The following is a 16,509-nucleotide window of genomic DNA, read 5'->3' on the forward strand; positions in this document are numbered from 1 at the left end:
GGACCCGATTGCGCAGCACGTGTCGTCCATGTCGTCCATGTCGTCCATGTCGCACAGGACGGCGGCCGGCAGCTCGGGGGCCGTTGCCGTTTGGTCACCAACCGCAGGCTAGGAGGGCGATTCGATGCCGTTGGTGACCAAACGGCAGTCACCCGCGCCGGCAGCCGACTCAGTCATCCGGGTCGTAGCCCAGGTTCGGGGAGAGCCACTTCTCGGCCACGGCGAGGCTCCAGCCCTTGCGCTCGGCGTACGACGCGACCTGGTCGCGGGCGAGCCGGCCGACGACGAAGTACTGGGCGTCGGGGTGGCTGAAGTACCAGCCCGACACCGAGGCCCCAGGCCACATCGCCATCGACTCGGTGAGCTCGATGCCGGTGTGGGCCTCCACGTCGAGCAGCTCCCAGAGGGTGCTCTTCTCGGTGTGGTCGGGGCAGGCGGGGTAGCCGGGCGCGGGTCGGATGCCGGCGTACTTCTCGGCGATCAGGTCCTCGTTGGACAGCTGCTCGTCGTCGACGTGGCCCCAGAACTCCGTGCGGACCCGCTGGTGCAGCCGCTCGGCGAAGGCCTCGGCGAGCCGGTCGGCCAGCGACTCGATGAGGATCGCGTTGTAGTCGTCGTGATCGTCCTTGAACGCCTGGACCCGCGCGGGGAGGCCGATGCCGGCCGTCACGGCGAACGCGCCGACGTGGTCGGCGAGACCGGTCGAGGCCGGAGCGACGTAGTCGGCGAGCGAGCGGTTGGGTACGCCGTCGCGATGCTTGCCCTGCTGGCGCAGGTGGTGCAGCCGGGTCAGCTCGGTGCTGCGGTCGTCGTCGTACACCACCGTGTCGTCGCCGTCGGCGGCCGCCGGGAAGAGGCCGAAGACGGCCCTCGCGGTCAGCCACTTCTCCTCGATGATCTGGTCCAGCATCGTCTGCGCATCGTCGTACAGCTTGCGGGCCGTCTCGCCGGCGGTGGGGCTGTTGAGGATGTCGGGGAACTTCCCCTTCATCTCCCAGGCGTTGAAGAACGGCTGCCAGTCGATGTACTCGCGCAGCTCGGCGATGTCGTAGCCGTCGAGGACGTGGATGCCGGGCTCGCGCGGCGCGGGCGGCGTGTACGACGACCAGTCGATCGGCGAGGCGTTGGCCACCGCGTCGGCGTACGACAGCTGCGGCCGGTCGCTCTTGGCGGCGTGCCGGGTGCGCAACGAGTCGTAGTCCGCCTTCAGGTCGGCGAGCAGCTTGACCCGCCGGGTCTCGTGGAGCAGCGCGGCGGCCGTCGGCACGGATCGGGAGGCGTCCTTGACCCAGACGACGGGTCCGTCGTACTTCGGGTCGACCTTGACCGCCGTGTGGGCGCGCGAGGTCGTCGCGCCGCCGATGAGCAGCGGGATCTTCAGCCCGAGGCGCTGCATCTCGGTCGCCATCGTGACCATCTCGTCCAACGACGGGGTGATCAGGCCGGACAGCCCGATGATGTCGGCGTCGACCTCCTTGGCAGTGTCGAGGATCTTCTGCGCGGGCACCATCACGCCGAGGTCGATGACCTCGTAGTTGTTGCACTGCAGCACGACCCCGACGATGTTCTTGCCGATGTCGTGGACGTCGCCCTTCACGGTCGCCATCACGATGGTGCCGTTGGTCTCCTTGACGGTGGCCAGGGCGGGGTTGTCGATCTTCTCCTGCTCGATGAACGGGATCAGGTAGGCGACGGCCTTCTTCATCACCCGCGCCGACTTCACGACCTGCGGGAGGAACATCTTCCCGGCGCCGAACAGGTCGCCGACGACGTCCATGCCGTCCATCAGCGGACCCTCGATGACCTCGATCGGCCGGCCGCCGCGGGCGGCGATCTCCTGGCGCAGCTCCTCGGTGTCGGCCTCGACGTGGGCGTCGAGGCCCTTCACGAGGGCGTGCGTGATCCGTTCGCCGACCGGCAGCGAGCGCCACTCCTCGGCGGTCGCCTCGACCTCCTCGCCCACCTTGTTGTGCGCCTCCGCGATCTCCAGCAGCCGCTCGGCCGCGTCGGGACGGCGGTTGAGTACGACGTCCTCGATCCGCTCGCGCAGCTCCGGCTCGACCTCGGTGTAGGGCACCAGGGCACCGGCGTTGACGATGCCCATGTCCAGGCCGGCCTCGATGGCGTGGAACAGGAAGACGGCGTGGATCGCCTCGCGCACCGGGTTGTTGCCCCGGAAGGAGAAGCTCACGTTGGAGATGCCGCCGCTGACCTTCGCGCCGGGCAGGTTCGCCTTGATCCAACGGGTGGCCTCGATGAAGTCCAGGCCGTACGACGCGTGCTCCTCGATGCCGGTCGCCACCGCGAAGACATTGGGGTCGAAGATGATGTCCTCGGCCGGGAAGCCGACCTCGTCGACCAGGATCCGGTAGGCGCGCTCGCAGATCGCCTTGCGGCGCTCGAGGTTGTCGGCCTGGCCGTCCTCGTCGAAGGCCATCACGACCGCGGCCGCGCCGTACTTCTTGACCAGCCGGGCCTGCTCGCGGAACTTCTCCTCGCCCTCCTTCATGGAGATGGAGTTGACGATGGCCTTGCCCTGGACGTTCTTCAGGCCGGCCTCGATCACCTCCCACTTCGAGGAGTCGATCATCATCGGGACCCGGCTGATGTCGGGCTCGCTGGCGATCAGCTTGGTGAAGCGGTCCATGGCCGCGACGCCGTCGATCATGCCCTCGTCCATGTTGACGTCGATGACCTGTGCGCCGTTCTCGACCTGCTGGGCGGCGATCGAGAGCCCGGTGTCGTAGTCGCCGGCCTTGATCAGGTTGCGGAACTTCGCCGACCCGGTGATGTTGGTGCGCTCGCCGACGTTGACGAAGAGGCTCTGCTCGCTGATCGTGAACGGCTCGAGGCCCGAGAGGCGCATGGCGGGCTCGACCGTCGAGGGCTCGCGCCGGGTCTTCCCCTCGACCGCGCGCGCGATCGCCGCGATGTGGTCGGGCGTGGTGCCGCAGCAGCCGCCGACCAGGTTCACGAAGCCCGCGTCGGCGAACTCGGCCACCACCGCGGCGGTCTCGTCCGGCGCCTCGTCGTACTCGCCGAAGGCGTTGGGCAGGCCGGCGTTGGGATAGCAGGAGACGAACGAGTCGGCGATCCGGGAGATCTCGGCGATGTAGGGGCGCATCTCGGTCGCACCGAGGGCGCAGTTCAGCCCCACGGCGAGCGGCGCGACGTGGCGCACCGAGGTCCAGAACGCCTCGGTGACCTGGCCGGACAGGGTGCGGCCGGAGGCGTCGGTGATGGTGCCGGAGACCACGACCGGCCAGCGGCGGCCGTACTCCTCGAACAGCGTCTCGACCGCGAAGATCGCCGCCTTCGCGTTCAGGGTGTCGAAGATGGTCTCGATGAAGAACAGGTCCGAGCCGCCGTCGACGAGGCCGCGGGCGGCCTCGAGGTACGCCGCGACCAGCTGGTCGTAGGAGACGTTGCGGGCGCCGGGGTCGTTGACGTCCGGCGAGATCGAGGCGGTGCGGGTGGTCGGGCCGAGGGCGCCGGCGACGTACCGCGGTCGCTCCGGGGTGGCCACCGCGTCGGCGACGTCGCGAGCGAGCCGGGCCGCCGCGTAGTTGAGCTCGTAGGCGAGGTCCTGCATCCCGTAGTCGCTGAGCGAGACCGCGTTCGCGTTGAACGTGTTGGTCTCGATGATGTCGGCGCCGGCCTCGAGATACTCCCGGTGGATGCCGCCGATGATGTCGGGCTGGGTCAGCGTCAGCAGGTCGTTGTTGCCCTGCAGATCGCTCGGCCAGTCGGCGAACCGCTCACCGCGGTAGCCGGCCTCGTCCGGACGGTCGCGCTGGATCGCCGTCCCCATCGCGCCGTCGAGGATCATGATCCGCTCGCGCAGCGTCTCGGTCAGCGCCTCCGCGCAGTCGGGGCGCAGCCGGGCCTCGAACCGGGTCTCGTCAATCTGACCACTCACGGGGACTCCTCTCGGGCCGGGTGCAGGGCGGCCGCCCTCCACCCTAGGAACCAATGTCCACGTGCTGGACGGGATTCTCAGATCGTGACACCTGCCGGGGAGCCCGGCGAAATCCCGGGCCGTGACTAGGCTGGACGGGTGATCGAGATCGAAGATGCCCCGGACCTGGTCGATCCCGTGGTGATCGCCGCCTTCGAGGGCTGGAACGACGCCGCCGACGCGGCCTCGTCGGTCGTCGACCACCTGATGAAGGTCTGGAACGCCCGGGTGGTCGGGGCCATCGATCCCGAGGACTTCTACGACTTCCAGGTGAACCGGCCCGTGGTCGGCAGCGACGAGCACGGCCACCGACGGATCACCTGGCCCAGCACCCAGATCGCGATCGCCTCACCTCCCGACCTGGACCGCGACGTGATCCTGCTGCGTGGGATCGAGCCGAACATGCGCTGGCGCCAGTTCTGCGCCGAGCTGCTGGCGGCCTGCGACGACCTCGGCGGCGAGCTCGTCATCACGCTCGGCGCGCTGCTCGCCGACACGCCGCACACGCGACCGATCCCGGTTACCGGCACGGCCACCGAGCTGGAGCTCGTCGACCGCCTGAAGCTGGAGCAGTCGACGTACGAAGGACCGACCGGGATCGTGGGCGTCTTCCAGGACGCGTGCGTGCGCCTCGACATCCCGGCGGTGTCGTACTGGGCCGCCGTCCCCCACTACGTCGCCCAGCCACCGTGCCCCAAGGCCACCCTCGCGCTGATCGGCCAGCTGGAGGACCTCCTCGAGGTCAGCATCCCGCTCGGCGACCTCCCCGAGGACGCCCGCGCGTGGGAGCGCGGCGTGGACGAGCTCGCCGAGGAGGACGAGGACGTCGCCGACTACGTCCGGGCGCTCGAAGAGACCCGCGACACCACCGACCTGCCCGAGGCGTCCGGTGAGGCCATCGCGCGCGAGTTCGAGCGGTACTTGAAGCGGCGGCAGGACGAGGGCTGAGGGCTCGCCGGTCCGTGCCGTTTGGTCACCAACGTCAGCTCCGGACGGCAGGGCGCGCCGTTGGTGACCAAACGGCAACGCCTCTGAACGCGTTCAGCGGCGCCTGAGTCAGAGCGCGAGCCCAAGCGCAGCATCGAGCACCGCGTGCACGGCCAGGGCGGCATCGGGGTCGCTGGTGTCGGCGAGGCCGTCGGTGCCGAGCGTGGCGCGCACCCAGCCGTCGACGGCCGCGAGGGCGCGGGGGGCGTCGAGGTCGTCGGCGAGGGCGGCGAGCACCTCGGCGACGACCGGAGCGGCGGCGGCACCGGCGCCCAGGGCGAGGGCGCGACGCCAGTCGGCGAGGGCGTCGACGGCGCCCCAGAGCTCGGCGTCGGTCCACTCCCAGTCGGAGCGGTAGTGGTGGCGCATCAGCGCGAGCCGGATCGCCATCGGGTCGACGTCGCTGTTGCGGAGCGCGGAGACGAAGACGAGGTTGCCCCGCGACTTCGACATCTTCTCGCCGTCGTACCCGACCATCCCGGCGTGGGCGTAGACCTGCGCGAAGGGCGTGCCGGGCGCGGCGACCTGCGCGTGGCCGGCGCACATCTCGTGGTGCGGGAAGACCAGGTCGCTGCCGCCGCCCTGGACGTCGAAGTTGCCACCGAGGTGGTGCATGGCGATGGCCGCGCACTCGATGTGCCAGCCGGGTCGGCCGGGACCGAACGGGCTGGGCCACGACGGCTCGCCCTCCCGCGCGCCGCGCCACAGGACGCAGTCGAGCGGGTCCTTCTTGCCGGGGGTGTCCGGGTCGCCGCCGCGCTCGGGGAAGATCCGCAGCATCTCGTCGCGGTCCAGGCCCGACTCGGCGCCGAACGCGGCGTCGGCGGTCACCGACATGTAGAGGTCCCGGTCGACCCGGTAGACCGCGCCGGCGGCCTGGAGCCGCTCGATCAGCTCGACGGCCAGCGGGATCGACTCGACGGCGCCGACGTAGTGCGCGGGGGGCAGCACGCGCAGGGCGGTCATGTCTTGGCGGAACAGCTCGGTCTCGCGCTCGGCGAGCTCGACCCAGTCGACCTTGACCTTGGTGGCCCGCTCCAGCAGCGGGTCGTCCACGTCGGTGACGTTCTGGACGTAGGTGACCTCGTGGCCGGCGCTGCGCCAGGCCCGGTTGAGCAGGTCGAAGGCGAGGTACGTCGCGGCGTGGCCCAGGTGCGTGGCGTCGTACGGCGTGATGCCACAGACGTAGAGCCGCGCCGATCCCTCGGGGCGGGTCGTGACCCGACCTCCCGTGGCCGTGTCGTGGAGCGACACGGGCGGACCGGCCACCCGCAGGGAAGGGATCTCCGGGGAGGGCCAGGCACGCATGACCTGAACTCTAGAGGAGGCAGGTCAGAAGGGCGGCCACGGGATGGCGGGGTACTCCCCGCGCGGCGCCGGCATCACGCCGTGCTCGGCGAGTCGCCGGCAGCGGCGGGCGAACGCGTTGATCTCCCGGTCGGTCAGCAGCGGGGCCAGCGCGTCCCGGAGCGGGCCGCCCGCGGCGACTCCGAGGGCGCGCACGGCCTCGACCTCGTCGTCGACGAGCGGCTCCCCCAGCCAGCCCCACAGGACGGTCCGGAGCTTGTTCTCGGCGTGGAAGGCGATGCCGTGGTCGACGCCGTACCGGTGTCCGCCGGCCATCGCCAGCACGTGCCCGCCCTTGCGGTCGGCGTTGTTGACGACCACGTCGAAGATCGCCATCCGGCGCAGCGGCACGGTGTCCTCGTGAACCAGCGAGACCGGCAGGTCGCGTCCGTCGATCCCGTCGAAGACGTGCCGCCATCCGGTCGGCACCTGGCCCTCGGCCACCAGCGTGACGGCCTCCTGCGCGCCGTCGACCTGCTGCCAGCGCTGCACCATGCCCCACCCGTGCGGACCGTCGCGGAGCCAGGTCTGCGGGACGACGTCCCAGCCGAGCGCCTCGGAGACGAGGTACGCCGCTCGCTCGCGGCCGGCCAGGTCGCCGTCCGGGAAGTCCCACAGCGGCCGCTCGCCGGCGACCGGCTTGTAGACGACCTGGACCGGACCCTCGTCGGCGGCGATCGTGGCGAGGAAGGTCGCGTTGGAGGCAGGCATGATCCGCCCGTCGAGGGCCAGCTCTCCCTCCAGCAGATCCGCCGTCGGCTCCGTCACGGGTCCCGTCTGCGGAAGCCGTTGGCGCGCACGCACAGGTGCCCGTCGGGGTCGATCGGGTTGCCGCAGAACGGGCAGCTCGGTCGGCCTGCCTCGAGGACCTGCTCGCTGCGCTTGACGAAGGCTCGGGCCGCGCCCGGAGGCAGCCGGACGACCAGGACCTCGTCGGGCTCCGGCTCGATGATGTCCTCGTCGAGCTGCTCGGGACTGACGACGGCGGCCTCGGTGAACGGGAACACCTCGATCACGACGCGCTCGTCGGCGGGGTCCCACGACAGCGTCATGGTGCCGGCGCGGAACTCCTCCTCGATCGGCTGCTCCAGGGGGGCGGTGTCGTCGAGCCCCAGCGGGGCGACGGCCGGGATCAGCGACGCCGGCTGGTCGCTGGACATCACGTCGTCCAGCAGCTCGTCGACACGCTCGGCCAGCGCCGCGACCTGCTGCTTCTCCAGGGCGACGCTCACCAGCCGCGCGCCGCTGCGCGCCTGCAGGAAGAAGGTGCGGGACCCGGGCGGACCGACCGTGCCGGTGACGAAGCGCTCCGGCGGGTCGAAGCCGTGGACGAGAGGCATGTGACTCACCCTATGACCGCGCCCCAGGGGCCGGAACAGGGCCGGCCCCGCCGCCCACCGCAGCGTCGGAGGTACGCCGGCTCCGGCCCCGCTTGGCGCTCTTGGGCGGCACCAGCCAGCCCAGGTCGCCGGCGTGGGTGTTGGTCGCGAGCACGTAGGGCCGCGACTCGGTGTAGCGGACGATCGAGACCGACGCCGGGTCGACGTTGAGCCGCTGGAACAGGTCGAGGTGCATGCCGAGCGCGTCGGCGAGCACCGACTTGATGATGTCGCCGTGGCTGACGGCGACCCACACCGCGCCCGGACCGTGCTCGGCCTCGAAGGCGGCGTCGAGGCGTCGTACCGCCGACACCGACCGCGCCTGCATCTGGGTCATCGACTCACCGCCGGGGAAGGTCGCGGCCGAGGGCTGGGACTGCACGACCTGCCAGAGCTTCTCCTTGGCCAGGTCGCGCAGCGGCCGGCCCTGCCACTCGCCGTAGTCACACTCGGTGATGCCCTTCTCGACCTGCGTCGTCGGCTCACCGGCCTGCTCGGCGAGCAGTGCGCGGGCGGTCTGCCGGCACCGCTCGAGCGGACTGGTCACAACGGCCGTGAGCGGGACGGCAGCCAGCCGCTCCGCGGTTCGCGCCGCCTGGGCGCGGCCCGTCTCGTCGAGCTTCACCCCGGCGGTGCGCCCCGCGAGCATCCCGGAGGCGTTCGCCGTGGTCCTGCCGTGCCGGACGAGGATGACTGTTGCCATGTCGCGGACTGTAGCGGGGCGTACCCGGCGCTAGCGTGGCTCCGTGATCGTCGACAGCGCGCTCTATCGGGCCGGCACCCGGGTGGACCTGGCCTGCGAGCCCGGCGACTTCGGCCGCCTTCGCGCCGGGGTCGAGAATCCCGGCGACTTCGTCTGGCTGGGGCTGTACCAGCCCAGCCCGCGCGAGCTCGACGAGGTGGCCGAGGCGTTCGGACTGCACGCACTGGCGGTGGAGGACGCCGTCCAGGCCCACCAGCGGCCCAAGCTGGAGCGGTACGAGGACAGCCTGTTCCTGGTCCTCAAGACGCTCTGGTACGTCGATGCCGAGGACGCGGTGGAGACCGGGGAGATCAACATCTTCCTCGGCGCCGACTTCGTCGTGACCGTCCGGCACGGAGACGGCTCCCAGCTGCAGAGCGCCCGGGCCCAGCTCGAGACCGAGCCGAGCCTGCTCGCCCACGGTCCCGGCGCGGTGATGTACGCCGTGTGCGACACCGTCGTGGACGGCTACCTCGACGTGATGGGTGAGCTCGAGATCGACGTCGACGAGGTCGAGACGTCCGTCTTCTCGACCGAGCGCACCCAGGACTCGGCCCGGATCTACACCCTCAAGCGCGAGCTCGCCGAGGTACGGCGCGCGGTGCAGCCCCTGCGCGAGCCGCTGCGGCGCCTGGTGGCGGGCGAGGTCTCCGTGATCCACGAGGACGCTCGGCCGTTCTTCCGCGACGTCCTCGACCACCTCACCCAGGCGCACGAGATCGCCGAGAACCTCGAGTCGCTGCTCTCCTCGGCCTTCGACGCGCACCTGGCGCAGATCTCGGTGCAGCAGAACGACGACATGCGCAAGATCTCCGCGGGCGCGGCACTCGTCGTGGTCCCGACGCTGATCGCCGGGATCTACGGCATGAACTTCGAGCACATGCCGGAGCTGGAGTGGACCGTGGGCTATCCGTTCGCCCTGGTCCTGATGGCCTCGGTGTCCGCCGGCCTGTGGATCTGGTTCAAGAAGTCGGGCTGGCTGTGAGCCTCGGATCCGCTCAGGCGTTCAGCACGCCGGTCGCCACCAGGATGAGGGTCAACGCACCGAGCCCGATCCGGTAGATCACGAACGGCGTGTACGACTTCGTCGAGACGTAACGCAGCAGCCACGCGATCGCGGCGTACCCGATGACGAACGACACGGCCGTGGCGACGATCGTCGGACCCCAGCCGTAGGTGTTGTCGCCGTGCGGGATCTCCTTGAGCTCGAACAGTCCGGCGCCGACGACCGCCGGGATCGCGAGCAGGAAGGCGTAGCGGGTCGCGGCCTCACGCTCGTAGCCGAGGAACCGGCCCATCGAGATCGTGGCGCCGGAGCGCGACACCCCGGGCACGAGCGCGCAGGCCTGGGCGAGGCCCATCAGGACCGCGTCCCGGAGGGTGATCTGCTTGATCTGCTTGTTGTTGCGGCTGACCCGGTCGGCGATGCCGAGGACGACACCGAGGACGATCAGCGTGGTGCCGATGATCCAGAGGCTGCGGAAGTCCTCCTCGATCACGTCCTTGAGCGCGACACCGAGAAGCACGATCGGCAGCGAGCCGATGATGATGAACCAGCCCATCCGGGCGTCCAGGTGACCGCGGTACTCCGGCTTGACCAGGGAGCGCAGCCACATCGACCCGATCCGCCAGATGTCGTGACGGAAATAGATGAGCACCGCAAGCTCGGTGCCGATCTGGATGACCGCCGTGAACGCCGCACCCGGGTCCCCCCAACCGAACATCTCGGGGAAGATCCGCAGGTGCGCGCTGCTGGAGATCGGCAGGAACTCCGTCAGGCCTTGGATGGTGCCGAGGACCAGAGCCTCGAGGTATTCCCACACGAGACGGGATCCTACGGAGGTTCGCTGGGCGTGCCGACGTCACCTGGTGTGGTGTTGCCTACTACCTTGTCGCCATGCAGCACAGGTCGCTGGGCGCCACAGGCCTCAAGGTGTCACGCCTCGGGCTCGGCACGATGACGTGGGGACGAGACACCGACGAGCACGAGGCCCGCGACCAGCTGGTCGCGTTCGCCGAGGCGGGCGGGACGCTCCTGGACACCGCGGCCGGGTACGGCAACGGGGCGTCCGAGGAGCTGATCGGCACCCTGATCGGCGACGTGGTCGCCCGCGACGAGGTGGTCCTCGCGACCAAGGCCGGCATCAGCGGCACCCGCGGCGGCGGTCGGGCGTACGACGTCTCCCGCGGTCACCTGCTCACGACCCTCGACGCCTCCCTGCGCCGGCTCGGCGTCGACCACGTCGACCTCTGGCAGGTGCACATCTGGGCCGACGACGTACCCCTCGAGGAGACGCTGACGGCGCTCGACCTCGCGGTGACGTCCGGCAGGGCGTCGTACGTCGGGATCTCCAACTACTCCGGCTGGCAGACCGCGCAGGCCGCGACCTGGCAGCGCGCGGTCCCGGGCCGGACGGTGCTCGCGTCGACCCAGGTGGAGTACTCGCTGCTCAGCCGGCAGGTCGAGCACGAGGTGCTGCCCGCCTGTGCCGCACTGGGCCTGGGCGTGCTGCCGTGGTCGCCGCTGGGTCGGGGCGTGCTGACCGGTAAGTACCGCACCGGCACGCCGTCGGACTCGCGTGCGGCATCGCGGCACTTCGCGTCGTTCGTGAACAGCTACCTCACCGAGCGCTCCGCCGGCATCGTCGAGGCGGTCGCCCGGGCGGCCGAGGGGCTGGGCTGGACGCCGCTGGAGGTCGCCCTCGTGTGGGTCCGCGACCGGCCGGGCGTGACCGCCCCGATCGTGGGCGCGCGCACCGCCGCCCAGCTGCAGGGCGCCCTCACCGTCGAGGAGCTGACCCTGCCGTCCGAGATCGTCGAGGCGCTCGACGACGTGAGCGGGTCGGATCTCCAGTAGGGGGTTGGGATGACACGGGCGCATCGCCGCGCACCTGGACGGGGCGTGGAGTGGGAGTTCGACCGGGTGACCTTCTCGCGGGAGTTCCCCCGCGGTGTCGTCACCAAGCTGCTCGTCGAGCGTGCGGAGCAGGGTGGCTGGGAGCTGGACCGGGTCCGGATCGGGCCCGACGGCACCCGGCGGGTCGTGCTGCGGCGCAAGATCATCCGCGCGGTTCGGACCGCCTGACCGCGTTGCCGTTTGGTCACCAACCGCAACTCCGGCCCGAAAATGGTGCGGTTGGTGACCAAACGGCAGTAAAGGCCGACCGCCCGACCAGCGTCACACGTCGTCCAGGAACCGATCGAACACCCGCGCCCCGAACTCCAGCGCGTCGACCGGCACCCGCTCGTCGACGCCGTGGAAGAGCGCGGTGAAGTCGAGGTCGGCGGGCAGCCGCAGCGGGGCGAAGCCGTAGGAGCGCATGCCGAGCCGGCGGAAGTGCTTGGCGTCCGTGCCGCCGCTCATCAGGAACGGCGCGATGATCGCGTCGGGGTCCTCGGCGAGGATCGAGCGGTGCATGGCGCCGACCAGCTCACCGTCGTACGGCGTCTCCCAGGGCTGCTGGTGCGACAGGTGCTCGATCTCGATGCCCTCCCCGACCAGCTCGGCCAGGGTGGCGAAGAACTCGTCCTCGAAGCCGGGCAGGAAGCGGCCGTCGACGTGGGCGGTGGCCTCGGTCGGGATGACGTTCACCTTGTAGCCGGCGCTGAGCATGGTCGGGTTGGCGGTGTTGCTGATGACGGCGCCGAGCATCCGGGCCGCTCCGCCGAACTCCTCGATGAGTGCGGGCGCGTTCTCGGGGGTCGCCTCGGTCCCGGCGAGCTCGGCGACGGACGCGAGCAGCACCTCCATGGTCGGCGTGAGCCGGACCGGCCACTGGTAGGCGCCGATCCGGGCGACGGCGGCGGTCAGCCGCGACACGGCGTTGTCAGTGTTGATCATCGACCCGTGGCCGGCGCGGCCGCGGGCGGTCAGCCGCATCCAGGCCATGCCCTTCTCGGCGGCCTCGACGAGGTACAACCGCCGGCCCCGGACGGTCGTGCTGAACCCGCCCACCTCGCCGACGGCCTCGGTGACGCCCTCGAGCTCCTCGGGGTGCTCGTCGACGATGACCTGGGCGCCCTTGTGGCCGCCCGCCTCCTCGTCGGCGGTGAAGCAGAGCACGACGGGCCGCTCGGGCACCCGGCCGGCGCGCTGCCGGGCCCGGACGACCGAGAGCAGCATCGCGTCGAAGTCCTTCATGTCGACCGCCCCGCGGCCCCAGACGTAGCCGTCCTGGATCTCGCCGCTGAACGGGTCGACCTGCCAGTCCTCGGCCGCGGCCGGTACGACGTCCAGGTGGCCGTGCAGCAGCAGGCCATCGCCCTCGGTGCCGCCCCAGCGGGCGACGACGGAGGTACGTCCCGGCTCCGACTCGTAGAGACGCGACTCGATGCCGACCTCGTCGAGCAGCGCGGCGACGTACTCGGCGGCCTTCCGCTCCCCCGGTCCGTCGGCGTCGCCGTAGTTGGACGTGTCCATCCGGATCAGCTCACGACAGAGCTCGACCACCTCGCCGGCGGGGTCGGAAGCGACGTCGGAACCGGCCACGGGAACGTCGTTCTCGGGGGTGTTCGGCATGCCTCCAGCATGACACCTCGCGGGTGGGGTCCCGATGCAACGTTTCGGCGACCCCTTTGGTAACTTTCTTCCGCACTCGTCCGGGTGGCGGAATTGGCAGACGCGCTAGCTTGAGGTGCTAGTGCCCTTTATCGGGCGTGGGGGTTCAAGTCCCCCCTCGGACACTGGAAAGGCCCCGGCTCCACGGGGCCTTTTCTTCATTTGTGCCGGCTCGGGCCGGAGCCGGCGACATCGGGCCCGGACCACCAGGGCCATCGGGGCGCACCTGTCGGTGCTGGCGAGGGTGGGCGTGCGACAGTGTGGCCCGTGCTCGGGAGAAGGCGTGTCATCAGGGTGCTCCCCCTTGCGGTGGCCCTCCTCGCAGTGGGCCCGATCGACCTGCCGGCCTCCGCCGACGAGTCGGTGATCGGTCAGGGTGGCGGAGCCGTCGTCATCGTGCTCGATGGATCGGGCTCGATGAAGGAACCCTCAGGCGACGGTCGCACCCGCATGGAGGCGGCGCAGGCGGGCCTGGGTCAGGTCGTCGAGGCGCTGCCGAGCGATGCGAAGGTGGGGCTGCGGGTCTACGGCTCCACGATCTCCGACGGTCCCGGCTCGTGCGAGGACAGCACGCTGCTGGTCCCGGCCGAGCAGGTCGACAAGGGTGTGCTGACAGCCGGGATCGAGAAGCTCCGGCCGTTGGGGAACACGCCCATCGCATATGCCTTGGAGCAGGCCTTCGACGACCTCCCGGCCGACGGACCTCGCAGCATCGTGCTGGTGTCGGACGGTGAGGAGAACTGCGGCGGCGACCCGTGCGAGGTCGCGCGGGACCTGCGCAGGCTCGGCACCGACTTCTATGTCGACGTCGTCGGCCTGCAGGTCGACAAAGCGTCGCGCGACCAGCTGACCTGCGTCGCAGCTGCCGGTGGCGGCACCTACTACGACGTGCAGGACATCGCTCGGCTCGATTCGACCCTGCAGCGGGCGTCGGTGCGAGCAGCGCGGGGCTACGTCGAGACCGGGCTGCCCGTCGAGGGAGGCGCCGATGCCTCGAGCGCCGCCGAGATCGTGGACGGTCAGTGGCTCGACACCATCGGAGACTCGGGCATCGAGTACTACTCGATCCCCGATCCTGCCGAGGGCACCCTCCACCTGAGCGTGTCGACTCGCACGACGTCGGACGATCTCACCGCGTCGGAGCAGCTGAGCATCTCGGTGACCGCTGCGGGCGGCGAGACGTGTGGCGAGACCAGTGCCTCGGTCGTCGGGGTCGACAACACGATGGCGCCGTACGCCGCCTACCTCGCGGTCACCCCGCAGGTGAAGGCCGAGTGTGGCGACGGTCCGTATGTGGTGGCGGTCCAACCCCCCGAGGTCGACGGCGTCAAGCCCCTGGAGCTTCTCGTGCGGACCGAGCCCGAGGTCCTGAACGAGACCGATCTGCCCGGGGCCGCCTCGGGCGACGACTACTCCGCGGTCACGGTGCCAGCCGCCGGCCAGGCGGTTCCGGTGCTCGGTTCGGTGAGCTTCACCGGTGCCCCCGCGCTGGCGCCCGGACTCTATTCCGACTCGATCGTCGCCGGTGAGACGTTGCTGTACCGGGTCACGGGGGTCGGCTGGGGTCAGCAGGCGGTGTGCGACTTCACGCTGGGCGCTGCGGGGGCAGGGCTCTCCAGCGGCAACGTGCGGGCCATCCAAGCGCGTGTCTACGGTCCGTTCCGCACCGAGGTCACCGAGATCCTCGGCGCCAACGACGACGGGGTCTATTCCGGCGACGATCTCACGCTCCACGTGGCGAGTCCGGCGCTGGCCTACGCCAACCGTGACGCCAGCGACGAGGTCCTGCAGGGCACCGCGACCGCGGGTGACCTCTACTGCGGCATCAGCGTGCGGGCGACGTCCGAGCGGAACGACGCCGAGATCGGCGACGTTCCGGTCCAGCTCAGCGTCGGGGTGTCCGGTGAGGTCACCGGCGAGCCGGAGTACGCCGCACCGCCACCCGAGACGGCCACCGAGGACGCAGCCGTGCACGAGCCCGACAGCGACGACGACGGTGGCCCGTCGACCGGCACGCTTCTCGGGGTCGGCACCGGCGTCGTCGTCCTGCTCGGGCTGGGCGTCGCGCTCGTGCGCCGACTCCGCCGCCACCGCGCGAGCTGATCCGAGGGCTCCCGACTGGGACCGACCAGTCCCAGCGATCGCTCCTCGCCGGATCGGCGGCGGTGGCTCAGCTGTAGGCGCAGGGCCGGCGGGTGGGCTCGACGCCCACCTGGTGGGTGGCGTCGGGGTCGCTCCACATGCTGTCGAAGCGCGCGGAGTAGCGCCGGTAGTCGGGCCGGCCGTTGAGCCGCAGGGTGACCTCGTCGTTGCCGAGCGAGACACGCGACCAGTTCTCCGAGCCGGTCCACGTCGCCCGCACGCCGACGCCGTCGTAGGCGCCGTTGACCGTGAAGAACTTGTAGTGGGAGTAACAGCGAGGACCGTAGACGATCTCGTCGTCGCTCCCGGTGGAGATCCGGTCGCCGAAGTCCCAGTCGGCCGCCTTCACGGGAATCCAGGCCTTCTGCAGCATCCGGGCGGCGGAGGCGCCGAGGACGCTGCCGATGACCTTGACGCGGCAGCCCTGGCGCTGGAGGTCGGCCACCTTGCGCGCGATGTTGTCGCCGCGCTCGCCGTACCAGGCGTAGACGATGATCCGGACGACGGTGTGACCGCCGGCCCCGAATCCCTGCGGCGCCCGGCAGCCGATCTTGGAGAGCCGCTGGATGACGGGGTCCCCGCCGGTCGCGCGGGCCGCCTGCACCTCGGTGCTGCCGCCGGACGCGCGGGCGAGCTCGCGCTGGAAGGCCACCGAGTGGTCCGGCGAGCTGTAGCCGACGAAACGCGGGGTGGACTTCCTGTCGCGGGCGATCTGGCGGAAGACCCCGACCCAGGTGCGGAAGAGCCGACGGTCGTCGCGGATCGTGTACCCGTCGTTCCACTGGGCGAAGGCCGCGCCGTAGGTCAGGTTGGCCGAGGACGAGATGATCACGTCCTTGGACGCGCCGCTGCGGCTGAACGAGTAGATCTTGGTGTGCAGGTTGCCGCCGGGTCCGTTGCGGCACGAGCCCCGGCAGAAGACCAGGAAGCTCGGCCGGTCGCGACGCTTGCCGAGGACCTTCTGCAGCCGGCGCTGGGTGTTGCTGATGGTGTTGTCGTTGAAGACCATCTGCACGTGGACACCCCGCTTGTGGGCCTTGATCAGCAGGTCGGCGACGTCGTTGCGGTCCATCGAGTAGCTCGAGATCCGAATGGTGTCGCCGCGTCGGGTGTGCGAGATCGCGTCCCGGATGCGCGCCACGATCGCGACCCGCTGCTTCGGGCTGCCCGTGGGGTCGTTGAACACCGGGCCCCGGGCCGGCTTCCATCGGCGGCGGGGCGCCGTCCGGGGCGAGGCCTCGGCCGTCGACGGCGCCACGGTCGGAGCTGACGCCGGTGCCGCGCTCGCGACGGCCGCCGTGGGTACGACGGCCAGCACCGCCACCCCGAGGGCGAGGGCGAGCATCGTCACGGTCCGGTCTCCCCAACGCATCACAGCGGGAGTGTAAAGCGCTCT

Annotated in this window: 13 protein-coding genes and 1 tRNA gene; 6 read left to right on the forward strand and 8 right to left on the reverse strand. The window is 70.7% G+C overall.

Annotated elements, in window-relative coordinates; all coding sequences use genetic code 11:
- Nucleotides 1–169 precede the first annotated feature (169 nt).
- Nucleotides 170–3,856, reverse strand: coding sequence for a methionine synthase (metH, locus tag MUB56_RS17125; protein ID WP_348536731.1), 3,687 nt, complete (start codon nucleotides 3,854–3,856; stop codon nucleotides 170–172).
- Between the two features lie 201 nt (nucleotides 3,857–4,057).
- Between metH and MUB56_RS17130 the strand changes: the two genes are divergently transcribed.
- The gene (locus MUB56_RS17130) at nucleotides 4,058–4,906 is read left to right on the forward strand and encodes a PAC2 family protein (protein WP_244928222.1); all 849 of its coding nucleotides are present in this window, start codon (nucleotides 4,058–4,060) and stop codon (nucleotides 4,904–4,906) included.
- Nucleotides 4,907–5,014: 108 nt separating this feature from the next.
- Here MUB56_RS17130 and mshC read toward each other — a convergent pair whose 3' ends face one another.
- From mshC to MUB56_RS17150, 4 genes are read right to left on the reverse strand one after another with little or no spacing between them, the layout of a single operon-like run.
- Nucleotides 5,015–6,253, reverse strand: a complete 1,239-nt coding sequence (gene mshC, locus MUB56_RS17135) for a cysteine--1-D-myo-inosityl 2-amino-2-deoxy-alpha-D-glucopyranoside ligase (protein ID WP_244928223.1) — start codon at nucleotides 6,251–6,253, stop codon at nucleotides 5,015–5,017.
- 24 nt (nucleotides 6,254–6,277) lie between these two features.
- Entirely contained in the window at nucleotides 6,278–7,060 is a 783-nt protein-coding gene (locus tag MUB56_RS17140; RefSeq protein ID WP_244928224.1) for an SCO1664 family protein, read from the reverse strand.
- Nucleotides 7,057–7,632 carry a DUF3090 domain-containing protein gene (locus MUB56_RS17145; protein ID WP_244928225.1) on the reverse strand — a complete coding sequence of 192 codons (576 nt, stop codon included), beginning with the start codon at nucleotides 7,630–7,632 and terminating at the stop codon, nucleotides 7,057–7,059. Before MUB56_RS17145 ends, MUB56_RS17140 begins: the two co-directional genes overlap by 4 nt.
- 10 nt (nucleotides 7,633–7,642) lie before the next feature.
- Nucleotides 7,643–8,374: a histidine phosphatase family protein gene (locus MUB56_RS17150; RefSeq protein WP_244928226.1), complete on the reverse strand. Its 732-nt coding sequence runs from the start codon at nucleotides 8,372–8,374 to the stop codon at nucleotides 7,643–7,645.
- A gap of 43 nt (nucleotides 8,375–8,417) precedes the next feature.
- Here MUB56_RS17150 and corA point away from each other — a divergent pair, with 43 nt between their 5' ends.
- On the forward strand, nucleotides 8,418–9,398 hold the full coding sequence (gene corA, locus MUB56_RS17155; protein WP_244928227.1) for a magnesium/cobalt transporter CorA: 981 nt from the start codon (nucleotides 8,418–8,420) through the stop codon (nucleotides 9,396–9,398).
- A gap of 13 nt (nucleotides 9,399–9,411) precedes the next feature.
- Here corA and MUB56_RS17160 read toward each other — a convergent pair whose 3' ends face one another.
- Nucleotides 9,412–10,236 (reverse strand): undecaprenyl-diphosphate phosphatase, encoded by an 825-nt coding sequence (locus MUB56_RS17160; protein ID WP_244928228.1) that lies wholly within the window; start codon nucleotides 10,234–10,236, stop codon nucleotides 9,412–9,414.
- A 74-nt stretch (nucleotides 10,237–10,310) separates the two neighbouring features.
- On the opposite strand from MUB56_RS17160, the gene MUB56_RS17165 reads away from it, so the two are divergent.
- Nucleotides 10,311–11,270: an aldo/keto reductase gene (locus MUB56_RS17165; protein ID WP_244928229.1), complete on the forward strand. Its 960-nt coding sequence runs from the start codon at nucleotides 10,311–10,313 to the stop codon at nucleotides 11,268–11,270.
- A 9-nt stretch (nucleotides 11,271–11,279) separates the two neighbouring features.
- Complete coding sequence (locus MUB56_RS17170) at nucleotides 11,280–11,498, forward strand: DUF5703 family protein (protein ID WP_244928230.1); 219 nt, start codon at nucleotides 11,280–11,282, stop codon at nucleotides 11,496–11,498.
- A gap of 93 nt (nucleotides 11,499–11,591) precedes the next feature.
- Here MUB56_RS17170 and MUB56_RS17175 read toward each other — a convergent pair whose 3' ends face one another.
- A complete protein-coding gene (locus MUB56_RS17175; RefSeq protein WP_244928231.1) occupies nucleotides 11,592–12,932 on the reverse strand; it encodes a M20/M25/M40 family metallo-hydrolase in 1,341 nt (446 codons plus the stop codon).
- A 78-nt stretch (nucleotides 12,933–13,010) separates the two neighbouring features.
- Here MUB56_RS17175 and MUB56_RS17180 point away from each other — a divergent pair.
- Together MUB56_RS17180 and MUB56_RS17185 are read left to right on the forward strand one after the other, a co-directional pair.
- Nucleotides 13,011–13,096 (forward strand) — tRNA-Leu (locus MUB56_RS17180).
- A 184-nt stretch (nucleotides 13,097–13,280) separates the two neighbouring features.
- Nucleotides 13,281–15,074 carry a VWA domain-containing protein gene (locus MUB56_RS17185; RefSeq protein WP_244928232.1) on the forward strand — a complete coding sequence of 598 codons (1,794 nt, stop codon included), beginning with the start codon at nucleotides 13,281–13,283 and terminating at the stop codon, nucleotides 15,072–15,074.
- Nucleotides 15,075–15,141: 67 nt separating this feature from the next.
- On the opposite strand, the gene MUB56_RS17190 is transcribed toward MUB56_RS17185, so the two are convergent.
- Entirely contained in the window at nucleotides 15,142–16,485 is a 1,344-nt protein-coding gene (locus MUB56_RS17190) for a phospholipase D-like domain-containing protein (protein WP_244932433.1), read from the reverse strand.
- Between the last annotated feature and the right edge of the window lie 24 nt (nucleotides 16,486–16,509).

The organism is Nocardioides sp. W7 (assembly GCF_022919075.1).
In the GTDB taxonomy this organism is placed as follows: Bacteria; Actinomycetota; Actinomycetes; order Propionibacteriales; family Nocardioidaceae; genus Nocardioides.